This is a genomic window from uncultured Formosa sp. (genome assembly GCF_947500765.1).
Lineage (GTDB): Bacteria > Bacteroidota > Bacteroidia > Flavobacteriales > Flavobacteriaceae > Formosa.
The window spans coordinates 69,123-87,843 of sequence record NZ_CANMTH010000009.1 but is presented as its reverse complement, the minus strand read 5'-3'; the positions used below and the strand labels follow the sequence as shown (position 1 = coordinate 87,843).

Annotated in this window: 14 protein-coding genes; 2 read left to right on the top strand and 12 right to left on the bottom strand. The window is 32.1% G+C overall.

Features of this window, described 5'->3' with window-relative positions:
• Nucleotides 1-69 precede the first annotated feature (69 nt).
• The 8 genes from Q1B05_RS14890 to Q1B05_RS14855 all read right to left on the bottom strand — a co-directional run bounded on the left by Q1B05_RS14890 (nucleotide 70) and on the right by Q1B05_RS14855 (nucleotide 10,117).
• Nucleotides 70-1,260: an acetyl-CoA C-acyltransferase gene (locus tag Q1B05_RS14890; protein WP_299781751.1), complete on the bottom strand. Its 1,191-nt coding sequence runs from the start codon at nucleotides 1,258-1,260 to the stop codon at nucleotides 70-72.
• A 72-nt stretch (nucleotides 1,261-1,332) separates the two neighbouring features.
• Complete coding sequence (locus Q1B05_RS14885) at nucleotides 1,333-1,647, bottom strand: four helix bundle protein (RefSeq protein ID WP_299781750.1); 315 nt, start codon at nucleotides 1,645-1,647, stop codon at nucleotides 1,333-1,335.
• Between the two features lie 41 nt (nucleotides 1,648-1,688).
• The gene (locus tag Q1B05_RS14880) at nucleotides 1,689-4,097 is read right to left on the bottom strand and encodes a 3-hydroxyacyl-CoA dehydrogenase/enoyl-CoA hydratase family protein (RefSeq protein WP_299781749.1); all 2,409 of its coding nucleotides are present in this window, start codon (nucleotides 4,095-4,097) and stop codon (nucleotides 1,689-1,691) included.
• Nucleotides 4,098-4,550 carry a MarR family transcriptional regulator gene (locus Q1B05_RS14875; protein WP_299781748.1) on the bottom strand — a complete coding sequence of 151 codons (453 nt, stop codon included), beginning with the start codon at nucleotides 4,548-4,550 and terminating at the stop codon, nucleotides 4,098-4,100.
• A gap of 120 nt (nucleotides 4,551-4,670) precedes the next feature.
• A complete protein-coding gene (locus Q1B05_RS14870) occupies nucleotides 4,671-6,440 on the bottom strand; it encodes a long-chain fatty acid--CoA ligase (RefSeq protein ID WP_299781747.1) in 1,770 nt (589 codons plus the stop codon).
• A 216-nt stretch (nucleotides 6,441-6,656) separates the two neighbouring features.
• The gene (locus tag Q1B05_RS14865) at nucleotides 6,657-7,430 is read right to left on the bottom strand and encodes a carboxypeptidase-like regulatory domain-containing protein (RefSeq protein ID WP_299781746.1); all 774 of its coding nucleotides are present in this window, start codon (nucleotides 7,428-7,430) and stop codon (nucleotides 6,657-6,659) included.
• A gap of 85 nt (nucleotides 7,431-7,515) precedes the next feature.
• Entirely contained in the window at nucleotides 7,516-9,357 is a 1,842-nt protein-coding gene (locus Q1B05_RS14860; protein WP_299781745.1) for a DEAD/DEAH box helicase, read from the bottom strand.
• Between the two features lie 184 nt (nucleotides 9,358-9,541).
• Nucleotides 9,542-10,117, bottom strand: a complete 576-nt coding sequence (locus tag Q1B05_RS14855; protein WP_299781744.1) for a non-canonical purine NTP diphosphatase — start codon at nucleotides 10,115-10,117, stop codon at nucleotides 9,542-9,544.
• Nucleotides 10,118-10,372: 255 nt separating this feature from the next.
• Here Q1B05_RS14855 and raiA point away from each other — a divergent pair, with 255 nt between their 5' ends.
• Together raiA and Q1B05_RS14845 are read left to right on the top strand one after the other, a co-directional pair.
• Nucleotides 10,373-10,672, top strand: coding sequence for a ribosome-associated translation inhibitor RaiA (raiA, locus tag Q1B05_RS14850; RefSeq protein ID WP_299781743.1), 300 nt, complete (start codon nucleotides 10,373-10,375; stop codon nucleotides 10,670-10,672).
• 313 nt (nucleotides 10,673-10,985) lie between these two features.
• Nucleotides 10,986-11,909: a DUF4421 family protein gene (locus Q1B05_RS14845; RefSeq protein ID WP_299781742.1), complete on the top strand. Its 924-nt coding sequence runs from the start codon at nucleotides 10,986-10,988 to the stop codon at nucleotides 11,907-11,909.
• 26 nt (nucleotides 11,910-11,935) lie between these two features.
• Here the strand turns inward: Q1B05_RS14845 and rlmH are convergent, their stop codons facing one another.
• The 4 genes from rlmH to Q1B05_RS14825 form a co-directional block, all read right to left on the bottom strand.
• Nucleotides 11,936-12,409, bottom strand: a complete 474-nt coding sequence (gene rlmH, locus Q1B05_RS14840; protein WP_299781741.1) for a 23S rRNA (pseudouridine(1915)-N(3))-methyltransferase RlmH — start codon at nucleotides 12,407-12,409, stop codon at nucleotides 11,936-11,938.
• A 48-nt stretch (nucleotides 12,410-12,457) separates the two neighbouring features.
• Nucleotides 12,458-14,869 carry a thiamine pyrophosphate-dependent enzyme gene (locus Q1B05_RS14835; RefSeq protein ID WP_299781740.1) on the bottom strand — a complete coding sequence of 804 codons (2,412 nt, stop codon included), beginning with the start codon at nucleotides 14,867-14,869 and terminating at the stop codon, nucleotides 12,458-12,460.
• A 177-nt stretch (nucleotides 14,870-15,046) separates the two neighbouring features.
• A complete protein-coding gene (locus Q1B05_RS14830; RefSeq protein ID WP_299781739.1) occupies nucleotides 15,047-17,833 on the bottom strand; it encodes a metalloprotease in 2,787 nt (928 codons plus the stop codon).
• A gap of 188 nt (nucleotides 17,834-18,021) precedes the next feature.
• Nucleotides 18,022-18,711 carry a TIGR00730 family Rossman fold protein gene (locus tag Q1B05_RS14825; RefSeq protein WP_299781738.1) on the bottom strand — a complete coding sequence of 230 codons (690 nt, stop codon included), beginning with the start codon at nucleotides 18,709-18,711 and terminating at the stop codon, nucleotides 18,022-18,024.
• Nucleotides 18,712-18,721: the final 10 nt, after the last annotated feature.

Here is an 18,721-nt window from a genome sequence, read left to right as displayed (position 1 = left end):
AAGATTTGTTATTATAATCAAGATTTTAAACTTAAATTTATGGTTTAAATTTGTTTCTGAATTATTTTATTAATTGAGGAACTCAAAAATTCCACAAGCACCTTGCCCTGTACCAACGCACATGGTTACAGCTCCATATTTTCCTTTCATATCACGCTTACGCATTTCATCAAATAATTGTACTGAAAGTTTCGCTCCGGTACATCCAAGAGGGTGTCCTAATGCAATAGCACCACCATTAACATTAATGATATCAGGGTTTAATTCTAATTCACGAATTACAGCTAAAGATTGAGACGCAAAAGCTTCGTTTAATTCTATAAGTTCTAAATCGCCTTGTTTTAATCCTGCTTGTTTTAATGCTTTTGGAATGGCTTTTACTGGCCCAATTCCCATAATACGTGGTTCTACACCTGCGGCAGCATAATTTACCAAACGCGCTATAGGTTCAAGTCCTAATTCTTTAACCATATCTTCACTCATCACCATTACAAATGCTGCACCATCACTTGTTTGCGAAGAGTTACCTGCTGTTACACTACCTCCAGCAGCAAATACGGCTCTAAGTTTAGATAATGCTTCTATACTTGTTCCTGCACGAGGACCTTCGTCTTTAGTAATGGTATATGTTTTTGTTGCTTTTTTTCCGTTAGCATCAATATAAGTTTCATCGATGTTTATTGGTACAATTTGATCTTGAAAACGATTTTCAGCTTGTGCTTTCAAAGCTTTCATATGAGAGTTATAGGCAAATTCATCTTGGTCTTCACGAGAGACTTTAAATTGATTTGCGACAGCTTCCGCCGTATTTCCCATACCCCAATAGTAATCTTCATGACCGGCTTTTACGATGTCGTAATTTAATTCAGGCTTAAAGCCTGTCATTGGAACAGCACTCATACTTTCTGCACCACCAGCAATAATACAGTCGGCCATACCTGATTGAATTTTTGCAGTGGCCATACCGATAGTTTCTATTCCAGATGAACAAAAACGATTGACGGTTACACCAGGAACATCTACAATATCTAATCCCATTAATGAGATTAAACGTGCCATGTTTAGTCCCTGTGAGCCTTCTGGCATCGCATTACCAACAATAACATCGTCTATACGTTTTGGATCCAAACCAGGTAATTCCTTCATCATATATTTGATGGTTTCGGCGGCCAGTTCATCTGTTCTTTTAAAACGGAACACACCCTTTGGTGCTTTACCAACTGCGGTTCTGTATGCTTTTACTATATATGCTTGTTTCATCTATTTTTGTATTGAGTATTGAGATTTTAGTATTGAGATTTATAATTTCTTTTGAAAAGAATAATTCATTTTTTAAATTTCAATACATAGTTCAATGACGGGTTGTGTTTTTTCTTTTGATATTAAATTTAATTCAATTAATAATATGAGTTGTGTTTCAAGTTCGTATGTTGAACTATTGGCAACACTCATAAAATATTTAAATTTTTTATTTGAATTTATTCCAGCTCCTTCAGCAATATTTGAAGGGATGGATACAGCGCTTCTTTTAATTTGAGTGTTTAATCTATATTTTTCATTAGATGGGAATTCTGAAATAAGTAGATAGGCTCTTTTAGTCAACTCAATTGACTTTTTCCATATTATTAAATCTTCTACTTTATACATAATCTCTAACTACTAAAATCTAAATTACTCATTACTAAGATCTAGTTTCTAAGCGGTTTCCCTGTTTTTAACATATGTTGAATACGCTCTAACGTTTTACGTTCTGTACATAGACTTAAAAAGGCTTCGCGTTCTAAATCTAATAAGTATTGTTCGTTAACAAAAGTTGGTTCAGATAGATCTCCGCCAGCCATAACGTAAGCTAATTTATTGGCTATTTTTTGATCGTGTTCACTAATGTATCGACTTGCTTCCATAGCATCTGTTCCGACTAAGAACATCCCTAAGGCTTGTTTTCCTAATACTTTAATGTCTGTACGTTTTATAGGTTGAGTGTAACCTGCTTCTGCCATTATTTTGGCATGCGCTTTTGCTGTTGCAATTTGTCTTTCTTTATTCACAACAACGAGATCTTTTCCATGTTGTAATAAGCCTAAATCAAAAGCTTCGTAAGCCGAAGTTGAAACTTTAGCCATACCAATAGTTAAAAAATATTCTTGAAGTGTGTTTAATTCTACATCTCCTTTTTTAAAGGTATCTTGAGCTCTTAATGTTAATTCTTTAGAACCACCACCGCCAGGTATTACGCCAACTCCAAACTCTACAAGTCCCATGTAGGTTTCTGCAGCAGCAACAACTTTATCGGCATGAAGCGATAATTCGCAACCTCCACCAAAGGTCATCCCATGTGGAGCAGATACAGTTGGAATAGATGAATAACGCATACGCATTACAGTATCTTGGAAATACTTAATAGCCATATTTAATTCGTCGTATTCTTGTTCGGCAGCCATCATAAATATCATTCCAATATTTGCACCTACAGAGAAGTTAGCGCCTTGATTACCAACAACTAAACCTTGGAAATCTTTTTCTGCTAAATCTATTGCTTTGTTAAGTCCAGATAAAACATCGCCACCAATTGTATTCATTTTAGATTGGAATTCGCAATTCAAAATACCGTCGCCTATATCTTCAATAACAACCCCGGAATTTTTAAATACTTCTTTAGATTTTCTAATATTATTTAGAATAATGAAAGCATCCTGACCTGGAATTTTTTCTTGTTTTTTAGACGGAATATCATAAAAGTAAGATGCGCCTTCTTTTACAGCATAAAATGAGGTTACTCCAGAAGCTAACATGTCGTTTACCCAAGTAGCAGGTTTTAAACCTTCGGCTTCCATGATTTTTATTCCTTTTTCAACACCAATTGCATCCCAAATTTGAAATGGTCCGTGTTCCCATCCAAAACCAGCCTTCATGGCATCGTCAATTTTGTATAATTCGTTTGAAATTTCAGGTATTCTGTTTGAAACATAAGCGAATAATGCAGCAAAATTTTTACGATAAAAATCGCCTGCTTTATCTTTTCCTGCAACTAAAACTTTAAAACGGTCTACGACTTTATCAATCGATTTCGTTAATTCTAAAGTTGCAAATTTTGCTTTTTTGTTTGCACGATATTCTAAAGTCTCTAAGTCTAATGATAAAATATCTTTAGTACCGTCTTTATGACGTTCTAATTTATAAAATCCTTGTTTAGTTTTACTTCCTAGCCATTTATTGTCCATCATTTTACTAATGAAATCGGGCAATTTGAAAAGGTCGTGACGTTCGTCATTAGGTACATTATCATATATACCGTTAGCAACATGTACTAAAGTATCTAAACCAACAACGTCTACCGTTCTGAAGGTTGCCGATTTAGGACGGCCAATAACAGGCCCCGTTAATTTATCGACCTCTTCTATGGTTAAATCCATGTCTTTTACAGCGTGGAATAAACTCATAATACTAAAGATACCTACACGGTTTCCTATAAAAGCAGGAGTGTCTTTAGCAACAACAGATGTCTTTCCTAAAAACTGTTCACCATAACCATTTAAAAAGTCTAAAACTTCAGGAGAAGTATGTGGACCAGGAATTATTTCGAATAATTTCAAGTAACGTGCTGGATTAAAAAAGTGTGTACCACAAAAGTGTTTTTGAAAATCTTCGGAACGGTCTTCACTCATAAAATGAATAGGAATACCAGACGTGTTGGATGTAATTAAAGTGCCAGGTGTTCTGTGTTTTTCAAGATTTTCGAAAACGAGTTTCTTGATATCTAAACGTTCTACCACAACTTCAATAATCCAATCGACATCTTTTACCTTAGCAATATCATCTTCTAAATTACCTGTAGTAATACGACTGGCAAATTTTTGATGATAAATAGGAGAGGGTTTCGATTTTAAAGCTGCTTTAAGTGAATCGTTTACCATTCGGTTTCTAACTACTTTATCTTGTAAAGTCAGTCCTTTTGCTTGTTCGGCTGTATTAAGTTCGCGTGGTACAATATCTAGTAATAGTACATCTACACCAATATTGGCAAAATGACATGCAATACCACTACCCATAATACCGGAACCTATAACAGCTACTTTTTTTATTCTACGTGTACTCATTTATTTTAAAATGCTTTCGTTATTATATATCTTTTTGTTTGAAATTAAATCGTTGATGACTTCTGCAACTTCGTAAAAATGTTCGATTTTTTCGGCAGAAATATTATTTCTAACCGCTTCGTTAAAGATTAATACGCGATCTCTAGAGAATCCTCTTTTTTCTTTGCCTAATTCGGTCAAGTAAATTAACACACCACGACCATCTTCAGGATTTGGTTTGCGTTCTATAAGACCTTGTTTTTCTAAGTTTTTTATAATTCTAGATAAACTAGTAGCTTCCATACCCATTTTTGGGCCTAATGAAGTTGAAGGTGTTCCTTTTTCAGGATCGATACTAAGTAAAGCAAAACCAGTAGCCATTGTACTATCAAATTTATGGCCTTGTTCGTTGTACATTTTTGTAACAGCTAACCAAGTGGTTCGTAAAACATAGTCGATTGTTTTGTCTTTCATTCTAATTTTTTGTCTAAACCAAATATAATAAAAAATATTATGCATGCATAATAAATGATACAATTTTAACTAAAATTAAAGACAAAAAAAACTCCTTAAAAATATAAGGAGTTTGATAATTTAAGATCTATATATAGATTCTATTAAGGATTTGTAAATTTCTTTGATGATTTTTCGCTTTAACTTTAAAGTCGGAGTAAGGTGTCCTTTTTCAATAGACCAGGTTTCTGGGGTGATTTTGAATACTTTAATTTGCTCCCATTTACCAAAATCTTTGTTAGAGAAATCGATTTCTTTTTGAATTCGATCTAATAAATGTTCGTTTTTACACAACGTTTTAATATCGCTAGAGTCTATGTTATGACGTTTAGCCCATTCTTTAATAAAATCGAAGTTAGGCTGAATTAAAGCCGCTGGCATTTTTTCGCCTTCTCCAATAACCATTACTTGTTCTATAAAACGAGATTGTTTAAGCTGATTTTCAATTACAGCTGGTGCTATATATTTACCACCACTAGTTTTAAATATTTCTTTTTTACGATCTGTAATTTTTAAAAAGCCATCGTCGCATATCTCTCCAATATCTCCAGTATGAAAATATTCACCACTCATAACCGAAGCAGTTTTTTCTGGATCTTTATAATACCCTAACATAACGTTTGGACCTTTTACCAGAATTTCTCCATCTTCAGCAATTTTAACTTCGACATTGTCTATTAATTTTCCAACAGTTCCGATTTGAAAACCAAAATTTCGTTCATCGTTAACAGCTATTACAGGAGAGGTTTCTGTTAAACCATAACCTTCCATAATTGGTATTCCTGCTGCAGCAAATGTTCGTGTTAATCGGGCTTGTAAAGGTGCACTTCCAGAAACCATAATTTGTATTTCCCCACCTAAACCTTCTTTCCATTTGCTGAAAATTAATTTTCTAGCTAAGCTTAGTTGTTTTTCGTACCACCAACCATTCTTTCCGTAGGGCTCGTATCTAAGTCCTAAATCTATTGCCCAAAAGAATAAAGCCTTCTTAATTCCTGTTAATTCTCCTCCTTTAGCTACAATTTTATCATATACTTTTTCGTATAATCTAGGAACTGCAGACATTACATGAGGATGTACTTCTTTTAAATTATCACTCATTTTGTCGATAGACTCGGCAAAATAAATTTCTACACCACAATATTGATATAGATATAAAAGCATACGCTCAAACACATGGCAAATTGGTAAGAAGCTTAATGCTCTTGATTTTCCATAATTAAAAGGCACACGTTTTTCGCAGTTAAGTACATCTGATACAATATTATTATGAGATAACATAACCCCTTTGGGAGTTCCTGTTGTTCCAGATGTATATATAATAGTTGCTAAATCATTAGGATTAACGTTGGCTTTACAAACTTCAACTTCATTTTGATTAGAGGTATCTTCTCCTAAAGCTAATAACTCTTTCCAGTTTTTTTCATTTTCAATTTCATCAAAAGTGTAAACTTCTTTTAAAAGTGTATTTCCTTTAATTTTATTTATTTTTTCTAAAACGGCTTGGTCTGATACAATACAATAAATAGCTTCAGAATGATTTAAGATGTATTCGTAATCTGTTTCAGAAATAGTTGGATATATAGGAATGTTTTGAGCTCCAATTTGAAGTACACCAATATCCATAATATTCCACTCGGTTCTGTTGGTAGATGATATTATTGCGATTTTATCGTTTGGTTTTACACCTAGGCGTAATAAACCACGACTTATCGCATTAGCTTTGTCAATATAATCTTGAGTTGATGTAGATACCCAAGTATCACCGTATTTTGTTGTTAAAGATTTACTTAAATTATACTTTTCTAGTTGATAATACGGGAAATCAAATAATCGTGTTAGGTTTGTCATGAATCGTTATATGAGTCGGTCATGCAAAGTATAAAATTTATAAAGATATTGCAAATAATAAATTTTCATTAATTATTATACTCGAAAATTATTGAATACATTTTTTAATATGAAAAATATTAGGAATCTTATATTTTGTATGAGAGAGTGAATTTATGCTTTTTTTTAAATAAGCAAAAAAAAACTGTCTTTTAACAGACAGTTTTTTTTGTTTTATTATATTTTTTTCCTGCCCCGGCTTAATACCTTATATTCTTCATAACAGCCACTAATGGCATCAAGTATTTGAAGATCGTTAGCAGAGTTTATAAAGTCTTTAGAATAGTTACATTGCCTTACTATTTCGTCTAAGTCAATACGATCTACCTGTAATAAGACCGTTAGCATTTCGCGATCAAAACGCGATGCTAATAAATTCCTTATTTCATCATCTTGTTTCATTTGCTTCAGTTTTTTCATTTCCTGAGGCTTTTTACCAAAGATGTTATATAAGAAATCTGCTGGGTTAAAAATGGAACTTAAAATTTTATTTACACTATAAGTACCTCTACCAGCTTCATAACCATTTTGTAATCCGGAGATACTGTATTGGTAATTATTGTTAATAGGTACTTGTTTAATATCTACTGCTAAATAACCTGTTAGTCTAAACTGATTAATTACAACTTCTTCTAAAGCTAAAGCTAATTCTGTTAATTCAATTGTAGAACTACCAAATTTTATCCAGTCGTTAGTAACCTTAACCTTAATAGATTTAAAACCTAAATAAGAAAGGTGAAGTGTATCATTTGCTTTCGCAGATATTTCAAATTCACCTTTACTATTGGTGGTACTACCTTTAACTTGATTTATGTTTACAATATTTACACCTTCAAGCGGTTCGTTGTTAGAACCATTAATAATTACCCCTAAGACATTTGTGTTACTGTCTTGAGAAAAGACTGTTGTCGAGGACAATAATAGGATGAATAGTATAAATATATATTTCATTATAGTTTTGTTAGGCGTAAAAGTAGCAAACTAAATAATATTTAGGAAAAAGTAATGTTTTTTTGACTAAATATTAACAGATAGTTTAGCGTCTTGAACGTCTTGGTCTAGATGAAGATGACGAATCACCTTTTTTTTCAGAACTGAAACTTGATGAGCTAGAACGTCTTGGTCTAGAATCAGAATCAGAACTTCTTCTTTTTCCTTCTCCTCCAGATTTTGAACGTCTATCTCCTCTAAATCCTCCAGATTCTTTTCTATCTCTACGACCACCTCCGCCACTACGACTTCTGTTACCGCCGCGACCGCCGCCGCCGCCTTTGTTTTCTGTTTCTTCAACATTCACAAAACGACCATCGTGTTTGTAATCTGTAAAGAATGCTAAAACTTTATCTTTAATTTCTTTTTCCGTATTAAAGAAAGAAAAACTTTCTTTAACATCTACTTTAAACACATCATCACGACCTAATTCTAAAACTTCTTTTAAGAAATCTTTTAATTTCATCCAGTCGAAACCATCACGAGTACCCACGTTAATAAAGAAACGTGCAGCATTATCGTTACTTACGTGTTCTCTGCCTTCTCTTTCTCTTGAGTTTCCTTCTGCTACGTTTAAATCTTTAGATTTTTGGTAGTAGTTAAAGAATCGTGTAAATTCTACAGAGAAAAACTTCTGAATTAATTCGTCTTTAGATGTATCTGCAAATAATGTATTAATACTATCTAAGTGCTTATCAATTTCAGGATTGATTTCTGTACTGTGTATTTTGTTTGCTAAAGACATTAATTGAACTTCACAAATTTCCATTCCGTCTGGAATTTCTTTTTTGATGAAATCTTTTTTAATGATACGCTCTATGCTTTTAATTTTTCTAACCTCACTTTTAGAAACAATTACCATAGAGATACCTGTTTTACCTGCACGTCCTGTACGACCACTACGGTGATTATATGTTTCGATTTCGTCTGGTAATTGGTAGTTAATTACGTGAGTAATATCGTCTACATCAATTCCACGAGCAGCAACATCTGTAGCAACAAGCATTTGGATTTGTTGATTTCTAAACGATTTCATTACTAAATCACGTTGGTTTTGACTTAAATCACCGTGAAGTGCTCCAGCGTTATAACCATCTTCTATTAGTTGTTCTGCAACTTTTTGAGTATCACGTTTTGTTCTACAAAAAATAACAGAGAAAATATCAGGATTAGCATCAGCTAAACGTTTTAATGCTTGGTAACGGTCTCTTGAATTTACTAAATAATATTCGTGAGACACTTGAGTACTTCCTTCATTTTTATTTCCTACAGTAATTTCTTTAGGATTATCCATGAATTTTTTAGCAATAGTTGCAACTTCTTTTGGCATAGTTGCAGAAAATAACCATGTATTTTTATCGGCAGGTGTGTGCGATAAAATATCTGTAATGTCTTCTTTGAAACCCATGTTAAGCATTTCATCTGCTTCATCAAGTACACTGTAAGTAATTTTAGAAATATCAACCATATTACGGCTAATCATATCTTTCATACGTCCTGGAGTTGCTACAATAATTTGTGCACCACGTTTTACATCTCTTGCTTGATCTTGGATACTAGATCCTCCATATATAGCAACAACATTTAAACCTTTACAGTATTTACCGTAAGCTTTAATTTCGTTAGTAATTTGTAAACAAAGTTCGCGAGTAGGAGATAGGATTAATCCTTGAGTAGTTCTGCTATTGATATCAATTTTTTGAAGCATTGGGAAACCAAACGCAGCAGTTTTACCTGTTCCTGTTTGTGCTAATGCAACTAAATCTGTTTCACTTTCTAATAATAATGGTATGGCTTTGTCTTGTACTTCACTTGGGGTTTCAAAGCCCATATCTGTAATAGCACGCAATAGGTCGTCATTAAGACCTAAATCTTTGAATGTGTTCATTCTTGTAATAAGTATTCGATTAAAGTATGTAAGTGTTACATAAGAAGGGAATCGACATACTTAACCTTAAACTTCCAAGTAACACATCCTCTCTCTGAGGAATTTCAAGCTGCAAAGGTAGTGATTTTTTTAAAATAAACTAATTTTCATTAAATTATTGCAAATCAGTCAATTAATTTAGGGCCTACAAAGTGTTTAAATACTCTACCAATAGTGAAACAGCTTTTCCACGGTGGCCAATCGTATTTTTCTGTTTAAGCGACATTTCAGCAAAGGTTTCTTGAAGGCCATTTGGTCTGAATATTGGGTCGTATCCAAAACCAGAATTTCCGTGTTGTGTTTTTGTAATTTCGCCATTACAAATACCTGTAAAAGTTTCCATTTTATTTTGAAGTGATAATGCTATAACTGTTTTAAAATTAGCGGTTCTGTTAGTTGATTTGCCTAGATCTTCTAATAGCTTAACCATGTTGTCTTTAGCGTTGCGTTGTGGTCCAGCAAAACGGGCAGAAAACACACCAGGAGCACCATTTAATGCCTCTACTTCTAAACCTGTATCATCTGCAAAACAGTCAAAACCATAATTGTCTTTTACATAATTTGCCTTTTGTAGCGCGTTACCTTCTATCGTGGGTTGTGTTTCTGGAATATCTTCAAAACACTTAATATCTTCTAAACTTAAAAGAGTAATATGAGATGGAATTAAAGATTGCACTTCTTTTATTTTATTGTTGTTATTGGTAGCAAATACAAGTTTCATACTTCGACATTATAACGTTAAAAATGCTAAAATACCTTTTTATTATGAGTTTGAAATGAATTTTAAAACGAACTAAATTTGAAGTAATATTTTTTTTGAAATTGTACTTGATTAATAATTTGATTTTTAGCAGAGTACATTAGTAAATTCTTTTTATATTGAATATATTTTGATTATTTCATAATTTTTATGATAAAAACATATGAAATCACGCTGTTTATCTTTAAATTTATATAAACATTAAAACACTAATCTATGACAATTAACATTCAATATATTCATATGTCAACTAGCGAGGCAATGAATGAACATGTAACTGCGAAACTGAATAAATTAGCTTTAAAATATGATTGGATTATTTCTGCTGAAGTAATTTTTGAGACTATTCAGAATGAAAAAGAGGATGGTAAAATTTGTAAAATTGAATTAAGTGCACCTGGACCACGAATTTTTGCATCATCGCAAGAGCGTACTTATGAATTGGCAGTTAAAAACACCATAAACGATTTAGAAGTTCAGCTTAAAAAACGAAAACACACGTATATAAATTCATAAATAATTATATATAATTTAAGAAAGTGATTATTTAAATTTTAGACGATTAATAGCTTTTATAGTGTTGGTCTTTAATGTTTTAATAATCACTTTTGTTTTTATTTTTGTGTTTAAGTTTCTTTTTAAAATAGATTAATCAATTCATAAATTGTTAGTGTCTATAATTAATGTATTTTTAATGCTTGACCAAAATCGTTAAAAAACGATGTCTGTTTAGTTGATTAAGTACATGTTTAAAAAAATCGCCTTTTTATTATTTTTATTATCGAGCTATTCTTCGATACAAGCTCAGATTCTAAAGGATTTAGACTCTTTGAAGTTTCTTAAACAGTTAGATAAACTTTTTATAGATCATGATATAAATAACTATTCATTTCGTCTCTTTACAAATTATAAATTCAAGCAATTTAGAATACTTAATGACGATAATTTTAAGTCGCGTTACATTCCTAATAATAAATTTGGGGTCGGATTTGGTGTAGCGAGTAGTAAATTATTAATTGATATTGCCTTTAATGTTAAGTCTAATACAGATGATATAACTCACAGGTTTGACATGCAAGGAACAACCATTCTTGGAAAGAAAAATTATGTTAATTTTTATGTTCAGACTTATAAGGGGTTTAATGTTAAAAATAATTATGATGAACCTTTTGTGTTTAGGGACGATATAAAATCGATTACTGTTGGTTTTAATTATTTACATACAATTCCAGACATAGAATTTTCGTATGCCATGTTAAAAGCTGGAATAGATAAGTTAGACAGAAAGGTATATATTACTGGTGGTTTTGGAGCTTTTAGTTTTTACGATTATTTTACATCTGATACAGATATTCTTGCCGATACTTCGGGAGATTATTTTAATGAGAAAGCTCATATTAAACGTTATAATAGTGCAGCTTTAGGTGTTTTAGGGGGGGTAATGTCTGTTTTTAAATTGCCAGGAGATTTTACCGCATCTTGTAATATTATGCCTGGAATAGGTTTAATGTATAAACATGTAACATTGCATGAAGGGCGTTATAAACCGTCTAATCCCGTATTACTAAAATTAGATTATACATTCGCATTAGGGTATAATGTAGAGCGTTATTACGTGAGTTTAATTTATGGTGGTGGTGTTTATTCTACAGATCTAGATTTTAATAATAAATACCGTTTTAATGTAACTAAGGCTAAACTAGCGATTGGTTATAAATTAGGTTCTGGTAAAAAAACGTATCATTATCGTTAAAATACAATCTTGTTTTAATTGCTTAATTAACGATGGTGGTAAGGCTCATTTTTTAGTATTGTGAACCCACGATACAGTTGTTCGATAATAAATAAACGTATCATCTGGTGTGAAAATGTCATTTTTGAAAGCGATATTTTCCCTAAAGCTTTTGCGTATACCTCTGGAGAAAACCCATAAGGCCCACCGATAACAAATACCAGTTGCTTAATACCCGAATTCATGTGTTTTTGTAGGTAATTAGAGAAACCAACGGAATCCATTTGTTTTCCATTCTCATCTAAAAGAATAAGTGCATCTGTTGCGTTTAGTTTTCCTAAAATAAGTTCGCCTTCTTTTTGTTTTTGTTGTTCTTCGCTTAAATTTTTAACTTTTTTTAAATCTGGAATAATTTCAAATTCAAACTTAATGTAAAATCCAAGTCGTTTTTGGTAATCGTCTATTAAACCTTGTAAAAGCTTATTGTCTGTTTTACCAATGGCCAATAATTTTATGGTCATAATATTAAAAAAAGCGAGTTAATATTTATCTATACTAAAGATTTATATTTATCGTAATTTACGATATTTAGTTGGGTTGGCTTCATGCATTATTTGGTAAACCGTTTCATAGATATCTTCTAAAGAAGGTTTCGAGAAGTAATCGCCATCTGTTCCATATGCAGGACGATGTGGTTTAGATGTTAATGTTTTTGGCTTACTATCTAAATATTGATAAGCATTTTGAGTATTTAAAACTTCATTTAAAATATATGCAGAAGCTCCTCCAGGAACATCTTCATCTATAATTAATAAACGACTGGTTTTTTCTACACTTTTTACAATATCATGATTGATATCAAAAGGTAATAGCGATTGCACATCAATTACTTCTGCTTGTATACCAATTTCCATTAATTCTTTTGCAGCTTGATCTACAATTCTTAATGTAGATCCGTAAGAAACTAAAGTAATATCGCTTCCTTCACGAATGGTTTCTGTTACACCAATCGGTGTTTTGAATAATCCAAAATTCGAAGGTTTTTTCTCTTTTAAACGATATCCGTTTAAGCATTCAATAACTAAAGCGGGTTCATCAGATTCTAATAATGTATTGTAGAATCCTGCGGCTTTAGTCATGTTTCTTGGTACTAAAACATGTATACCGCGTACTAAGTTAATAATACCTCCCATTGGAGATCCAGAATGCCATATTCCTTCTAAACGATGCCCACGTGTACGTATAATTAGAGGTGCTTTTTGGCGTCCTTTAGTTCTGTATTGTAAGGTTGCTAAATCGTCACTAATAATTTGGATACAGTATAATAAGTAGTCTAAATATTGGATTTCTGCAATTGGACGAAGTCCGCGCATAGCCATACCAATACCTTGACCAAGAATTGTTGTTTCGCGAATACCAACATCGGCCACACGTAATTCACCATACTTTTCTTGCATACCTTCGAGACCTTGATTTACGTCTCCGATATTTCCAGAATCTTCACCAAAAATTAATGCTTCTGGATATTTACTAAATATTGCATCAAAATTATCTTTAATAATTAAACGTCCATCAACGTTTTCTGCATCTGGAGTATATATAGGTTTAACTTCTGAAATGTATTTAACAGACTTGTTACCTTCACTGTATAAATTAGAACTGTATTGTGGTTGTACTTTTTCAAAATATTTATCAATCCAAAGTAAAAGTCTATCTTTTTCAGGCGCTACGTCATCAATAATATAGCGTAAAGTTTTACGAGCAGCAACAATTACATCGCGTTTAATAGGCTCTTCAATATGTTCTAGATCTTTTACTATTTTATGTATAAAAACTTTATTGGTACTAATATTTGCAACTTGTTTTAATAAGTTTACAATCTCAATTTTATCTTTATTTATAGGCTCAACAAATTGATTCCATGATGCTTTTTTACCTTCACGAACCTCTCGTTTAACACCTTTTTCTATTTCAGTTAACTCTTCGTCGGTTGCAAACCCGTTAGAAATTAACCATTCACGCATTTTTAAATTACAATCGTTAGCGGTTTCCCAAGCTAAACGTTCTGGACTTTTATAACGTTCGTGAGATCCAGACGTAGAATGGCCTTGAGGTTGTGTTAATTCATTAACGTGAATTAAAACAGGAACATGTTCTGCTCTTGATATTTTACTTGCTTTTTGGTATGTAGATACCAAAGCAGGGTAGTCCCAACCTTTTACACGTAATATTTCGTATCCGTTAGTACCTTCTTCTCTTTGAAATCCTTTTAAGACTTCTGAAATATTTTCTTTTGTTGTTTGGTGTTTTGCATGAACAGAAATACCATATTCATCATCCCATACACTAATAACCATAGGGACTTGAAGTACACCTGCCGCGTTTATAGTTTCGAAAAAGACTCCTTCACTAGTACTTGCATTCCCGATAGTACCCCAAGCAATTTCGTTACCGTTGTCTGAGAAGTTTTTAGTATAAATTCCTTTTACATGTCTGTAAATTTTAGACGCTTGAGCCAATCCTAAAAGGCGAGGCATTTGCCCTGCGGTAGGGGATATATCTGCGCTAGAATTTTTTTGTTGTGTTAAGTTTTTCCAATTTCCGTTTTCGTCTAAACTATGTGTTGCAAAATGCCCTCCCATTTGTCTACCTGCAGACATAGGTTCTATTTCTAAATTGGTATTGGCATATAACCCTGAGAAGAATTGCTCGATAGTAAGTTGTCCAATAGCCATCATAAAGGTTTGGTCACGGTAATAACCAGAACGAAAATCTCCATTTTTAAAGGCTTTTGCCATGGCTAATTGCGCCACTTCTTTACCGCCTCCAAATATTCCGAATTTTGCTTTACCAGTAAGTACTTCTCGTCTACCAAGTAAACTACACTCACGAGAGGTAACTGCAATTTTGTAATCATTTAAAACTTCGGCTTTAAAATCTTCAAAAGAAAGTCCTGTCATTGTTTCGGGTTCTGTTTGCATGTTTTTATTTGGATTGGAATGAGTGCAAATTTATGGAAATTAAATGGTTTTCACAATTCAAATCTAACTTAAGTGAGCTGTGAATTTTATAGTAAAAACGTGGTTTTACTATGTTTTTATAAAGAATTGTTAGATTATTTCGTTTTTAATGATAAATTGTTAATTAAATTATAAAATTTAGTACCAACGTCTTGTAAATAATCCCAATAAGGTTTTAGGAGATAAGGTTACAATAAATCTAATTTTTTCTTTATAGTGAGGTTGTGAAACTTCCCATCCTAAATTGGAATAAACAGGAAAATATAATTCAAAGTAATCTGTTATTAAGTTTAAACGGAATCCTGTATCGTAAACAAATTCAGTAGGTTGATTATGGCTTTTTACTAGACCTATATCTCCATAAAGTTCAAGATATTTCCAGATTGTGGTTCCTCCATTTAATGTTGTAATCCATTGGTTTGCGAAAGGGGTATCTAGTTTAGATTTGAAGCCTCCTTCTGCAATAACTAATTCTTGGCTTAGTAGTCCTGACTCTTCAGATCTTCCCAAGTAATTGTAGTCGAATAAATAGTCTGTTGGACGATCTAAAGCAAAACTAAAATAGTCTGAAGTTTTGTAGGTATTGTTATATAGAAAAGTTCCGGCAAAAAAGCGTAAATTAAAATTTCTATTGTTTTCTGTGAGTTTTCTGTATTCAAAATTCACAGCTATTTTTCCGAAGTTTTTGGCTAATTGTAAATCGGTAAACCCACTAACATGATTTTTTAAATTTGGGTTTGTATTTCCGTAACGCATATTAAACACATCATAATCTGGCTGATCTTCATTTGTGAATTGAAGAGTAGGATCGTCTTCCCTAGAAATACTCACATATCTAAGTGTTAAGTTTTGTTTTTTATTGTCACGAAAATTATCTTTATTTCTAAAACTAAACTGCACATATGGTGTATAAGAGGTGTAAGATAAGTCTTGGGCGTAATTAGAATATTCTCCTGAAAAACCATATCTAATATAATATAGGCTAGTCTCTTCTAAGCGATGTGTGTAGCTTAGGCTTACGTTTCCCACAAGTTGCTTGCTTTTTAAAGCATAACGAGGACTCAGGCTGTATGCAAAAGGTTTTGATAGTATTGTTTTGTTATATAAACGTAGGCCAGGGGCAAAACCGTCGTAATAATTATATGTAAAGTCTGGCATAAAAAATACCTGGTTATAATACGGGTCTTCGATATCTTTAAATAACCTAAATTGTAATGGTTTATTGTTAAATAAAAAGCCCTTTAAAGATTTCCAATCGTCTCTTAAATTAAATTCAGGGACTACCATATCGTAGTTTAAAACTAACTTATCTATAGAGTCTTTTGGAATGGTAATTTTTTCAGTTTCAGAAATGTTATTAATCCAGGTTTTGTAAACAATACTATCGTTTTTAAGTCCGAATAACGAAATGGGCATATTGTTTTTTCTTTTATTCTTTATGGTTACTTCTAAAGAATCTCCAATAATATCGTAGCCTTTAATTTTATAATCTATTTTTTGTCGTGTTGCTATGTAGTCGTTAAAAAACCAATCTACATCTTTGTCTGTGTTACAGCGTAAAAGTGTTTCAAAATCTTTTGGAGACGTTTGTTTTTGCTTATATAATGAGATATAACTATCTATGGTTCCTTGAATAATATCATGATTTAAATAGTCCTCTAAATACTTTAAACCAACGCCAGCTTTGTATTTGTTAGCAATATTAGAATTAAATTTTAATAAAGAATCTTTAGGCATTGTTAATGGCTGATCTAAATTTGAACGCGCCATATGCATGTATAAAAAATTATATTGATTATTAAACTGTAGCTGAGTTGCATGAAAAGAACGTACCCCCCAAATCTTTGAAAGTGTTCCAAAAAGTTTCATGTTTGGGTAATACTGATCTACATATTTCATTAAATAGTAAACTTGTAATCCGTCGTTAAGCCAATAATCTTTTCGAGGATTAATGAATAACATGTTTTCAAAATAATTATTTAAAGCTGTTTTTATTAGTTTAAGTTCATATTGAAAATGATTTGGAAATGGTCTTATAAAATTTGGTAATTGATTAAGGCCATAAATAGGATTCTTTTTATAATCTATTTCAGAAAGTAATAATTTATCATTAGGATAACTGCCGAAGTTTTCGGTTATAAATGTGATAATTTTATCGGTAATTATAATGCGGTCAATTTGATTTAAATTCTCGTCATTAATATTGGTAACGATAGAAAAAGAATCGTTTCCGGTGGTATTAAAATCTGAAGTCTTTTTTAGAAATAATTTAGAATCTACACTGTTTTTCCCTGTTAATGTAACCGATGTATTCCCTTTTTCTATTTGTGTGTTTACTCTTTTTAACTCTGACGTTAAAGTGTAATAACTAGGAAATTTAACTTGTATGTTTAAATCGGCAGCAGGAATAAATAAATCGTCTAAATCTTTATTACTGTAATAATTCCAGGTGCCATTATAAATAGCTGGTGTTATATACCAATACCGTAAGTTGAAATCGTTGTTGTTTGTCCATCCGTAACGAGTAAAATTATCGTTCGGAATTTGAACAATGTATTCAAGTTGTATGGTATAGGTTTCTCCGCCTTGTAGAGGTTTTGGAAGCTTAATTTTTAAAATGTCTGGTTGATTTTTAAGCCGATTAAAAACGAGATCTTTATTGTTTTCAGTAATACTTGTTATAGCGGTAAAACCTCGATCTTGACTTTTAGCAAAATGAAAATTTGTTTTGTATTCTTCGGCAAAACGCTTTGCTAATGGTGTTGTTTTTGTAGAGTAGCTGTTGGCCCAATCGTTTAAATATACGGCTTGCAGCGTATCTTGTGTGGTGTTTTTATATTGAATAGATTGAGAAATGAGAATCTGCTTTGTAGACACGTCGAATGTTGCTTTTACGTCAATTTTGTTTTGACAGATAGCAACCATGTTTGTGAAAATAAATAGGGTAAAGCAAATACTTCGTAATCTCAAGTTACTTTTTAAAATTTTAATTTTACAATTGTCTTTAACTTTTATAGTAATGCTTTAGTCATTCTTAGTTTAACTAAAGCATCACTACAAATATATAGTTGGAAAGATATATTTTTAAAGGAATTTAATCTTATTAATTCATGTTAAAAATTTAGGCTAAAATTAGATTCGTTATAAAATTCGTTAAGAATATTAACTACCTCATCTTCAGTGTCTACAATATGTATTAGGTCTAAGTCTTTAGCGCTAATGGTATTGTGTTTTGCTAGCATAGTAGATTTTATCCACTCGAATAAGCCTGCCCAGTAATCTTTTCCGACTAAAATTATAGGAAACTGTTCTATTTTTCCGGTCTGAATTAGGGTAATAGATTCGAATAATTCATCTAGAGTTCCAAAACCACCAGGAAGTACCACAAATCCTTGAGAGTACTTTACAAACATTAATTTTCTAACAAAAAAGTAATCGAAATCTAAACTTTTATCGGGATTGATATACGGGTTGTCGTGTTGTTCGAACGGTAATTTAATGTTTAAACCCACCGATGTTCCGCCGCCTAAATGCGCACCTTTATTTCCAGCTTCCATAATTCCAGGTCCTCCGCCAGTAATTACACCGTAACCTTCATCTACAATTTTATTGGCTACGCGTTCTGCTAATTGATAGTATTTATCTTCTGGTTTAGTTCTTGCAGATCCAAAAATTGATATACAAGGACCAACGGTGCTCATTTTTTCAAAACCATTTACAAATTCACCCATGATTTTAAAAATAGCCCATGAATCGTTTGTCTTTATTTCATTCCAACCTTTAGGATGTTGTTCTTTTGTCATAATCATTTTA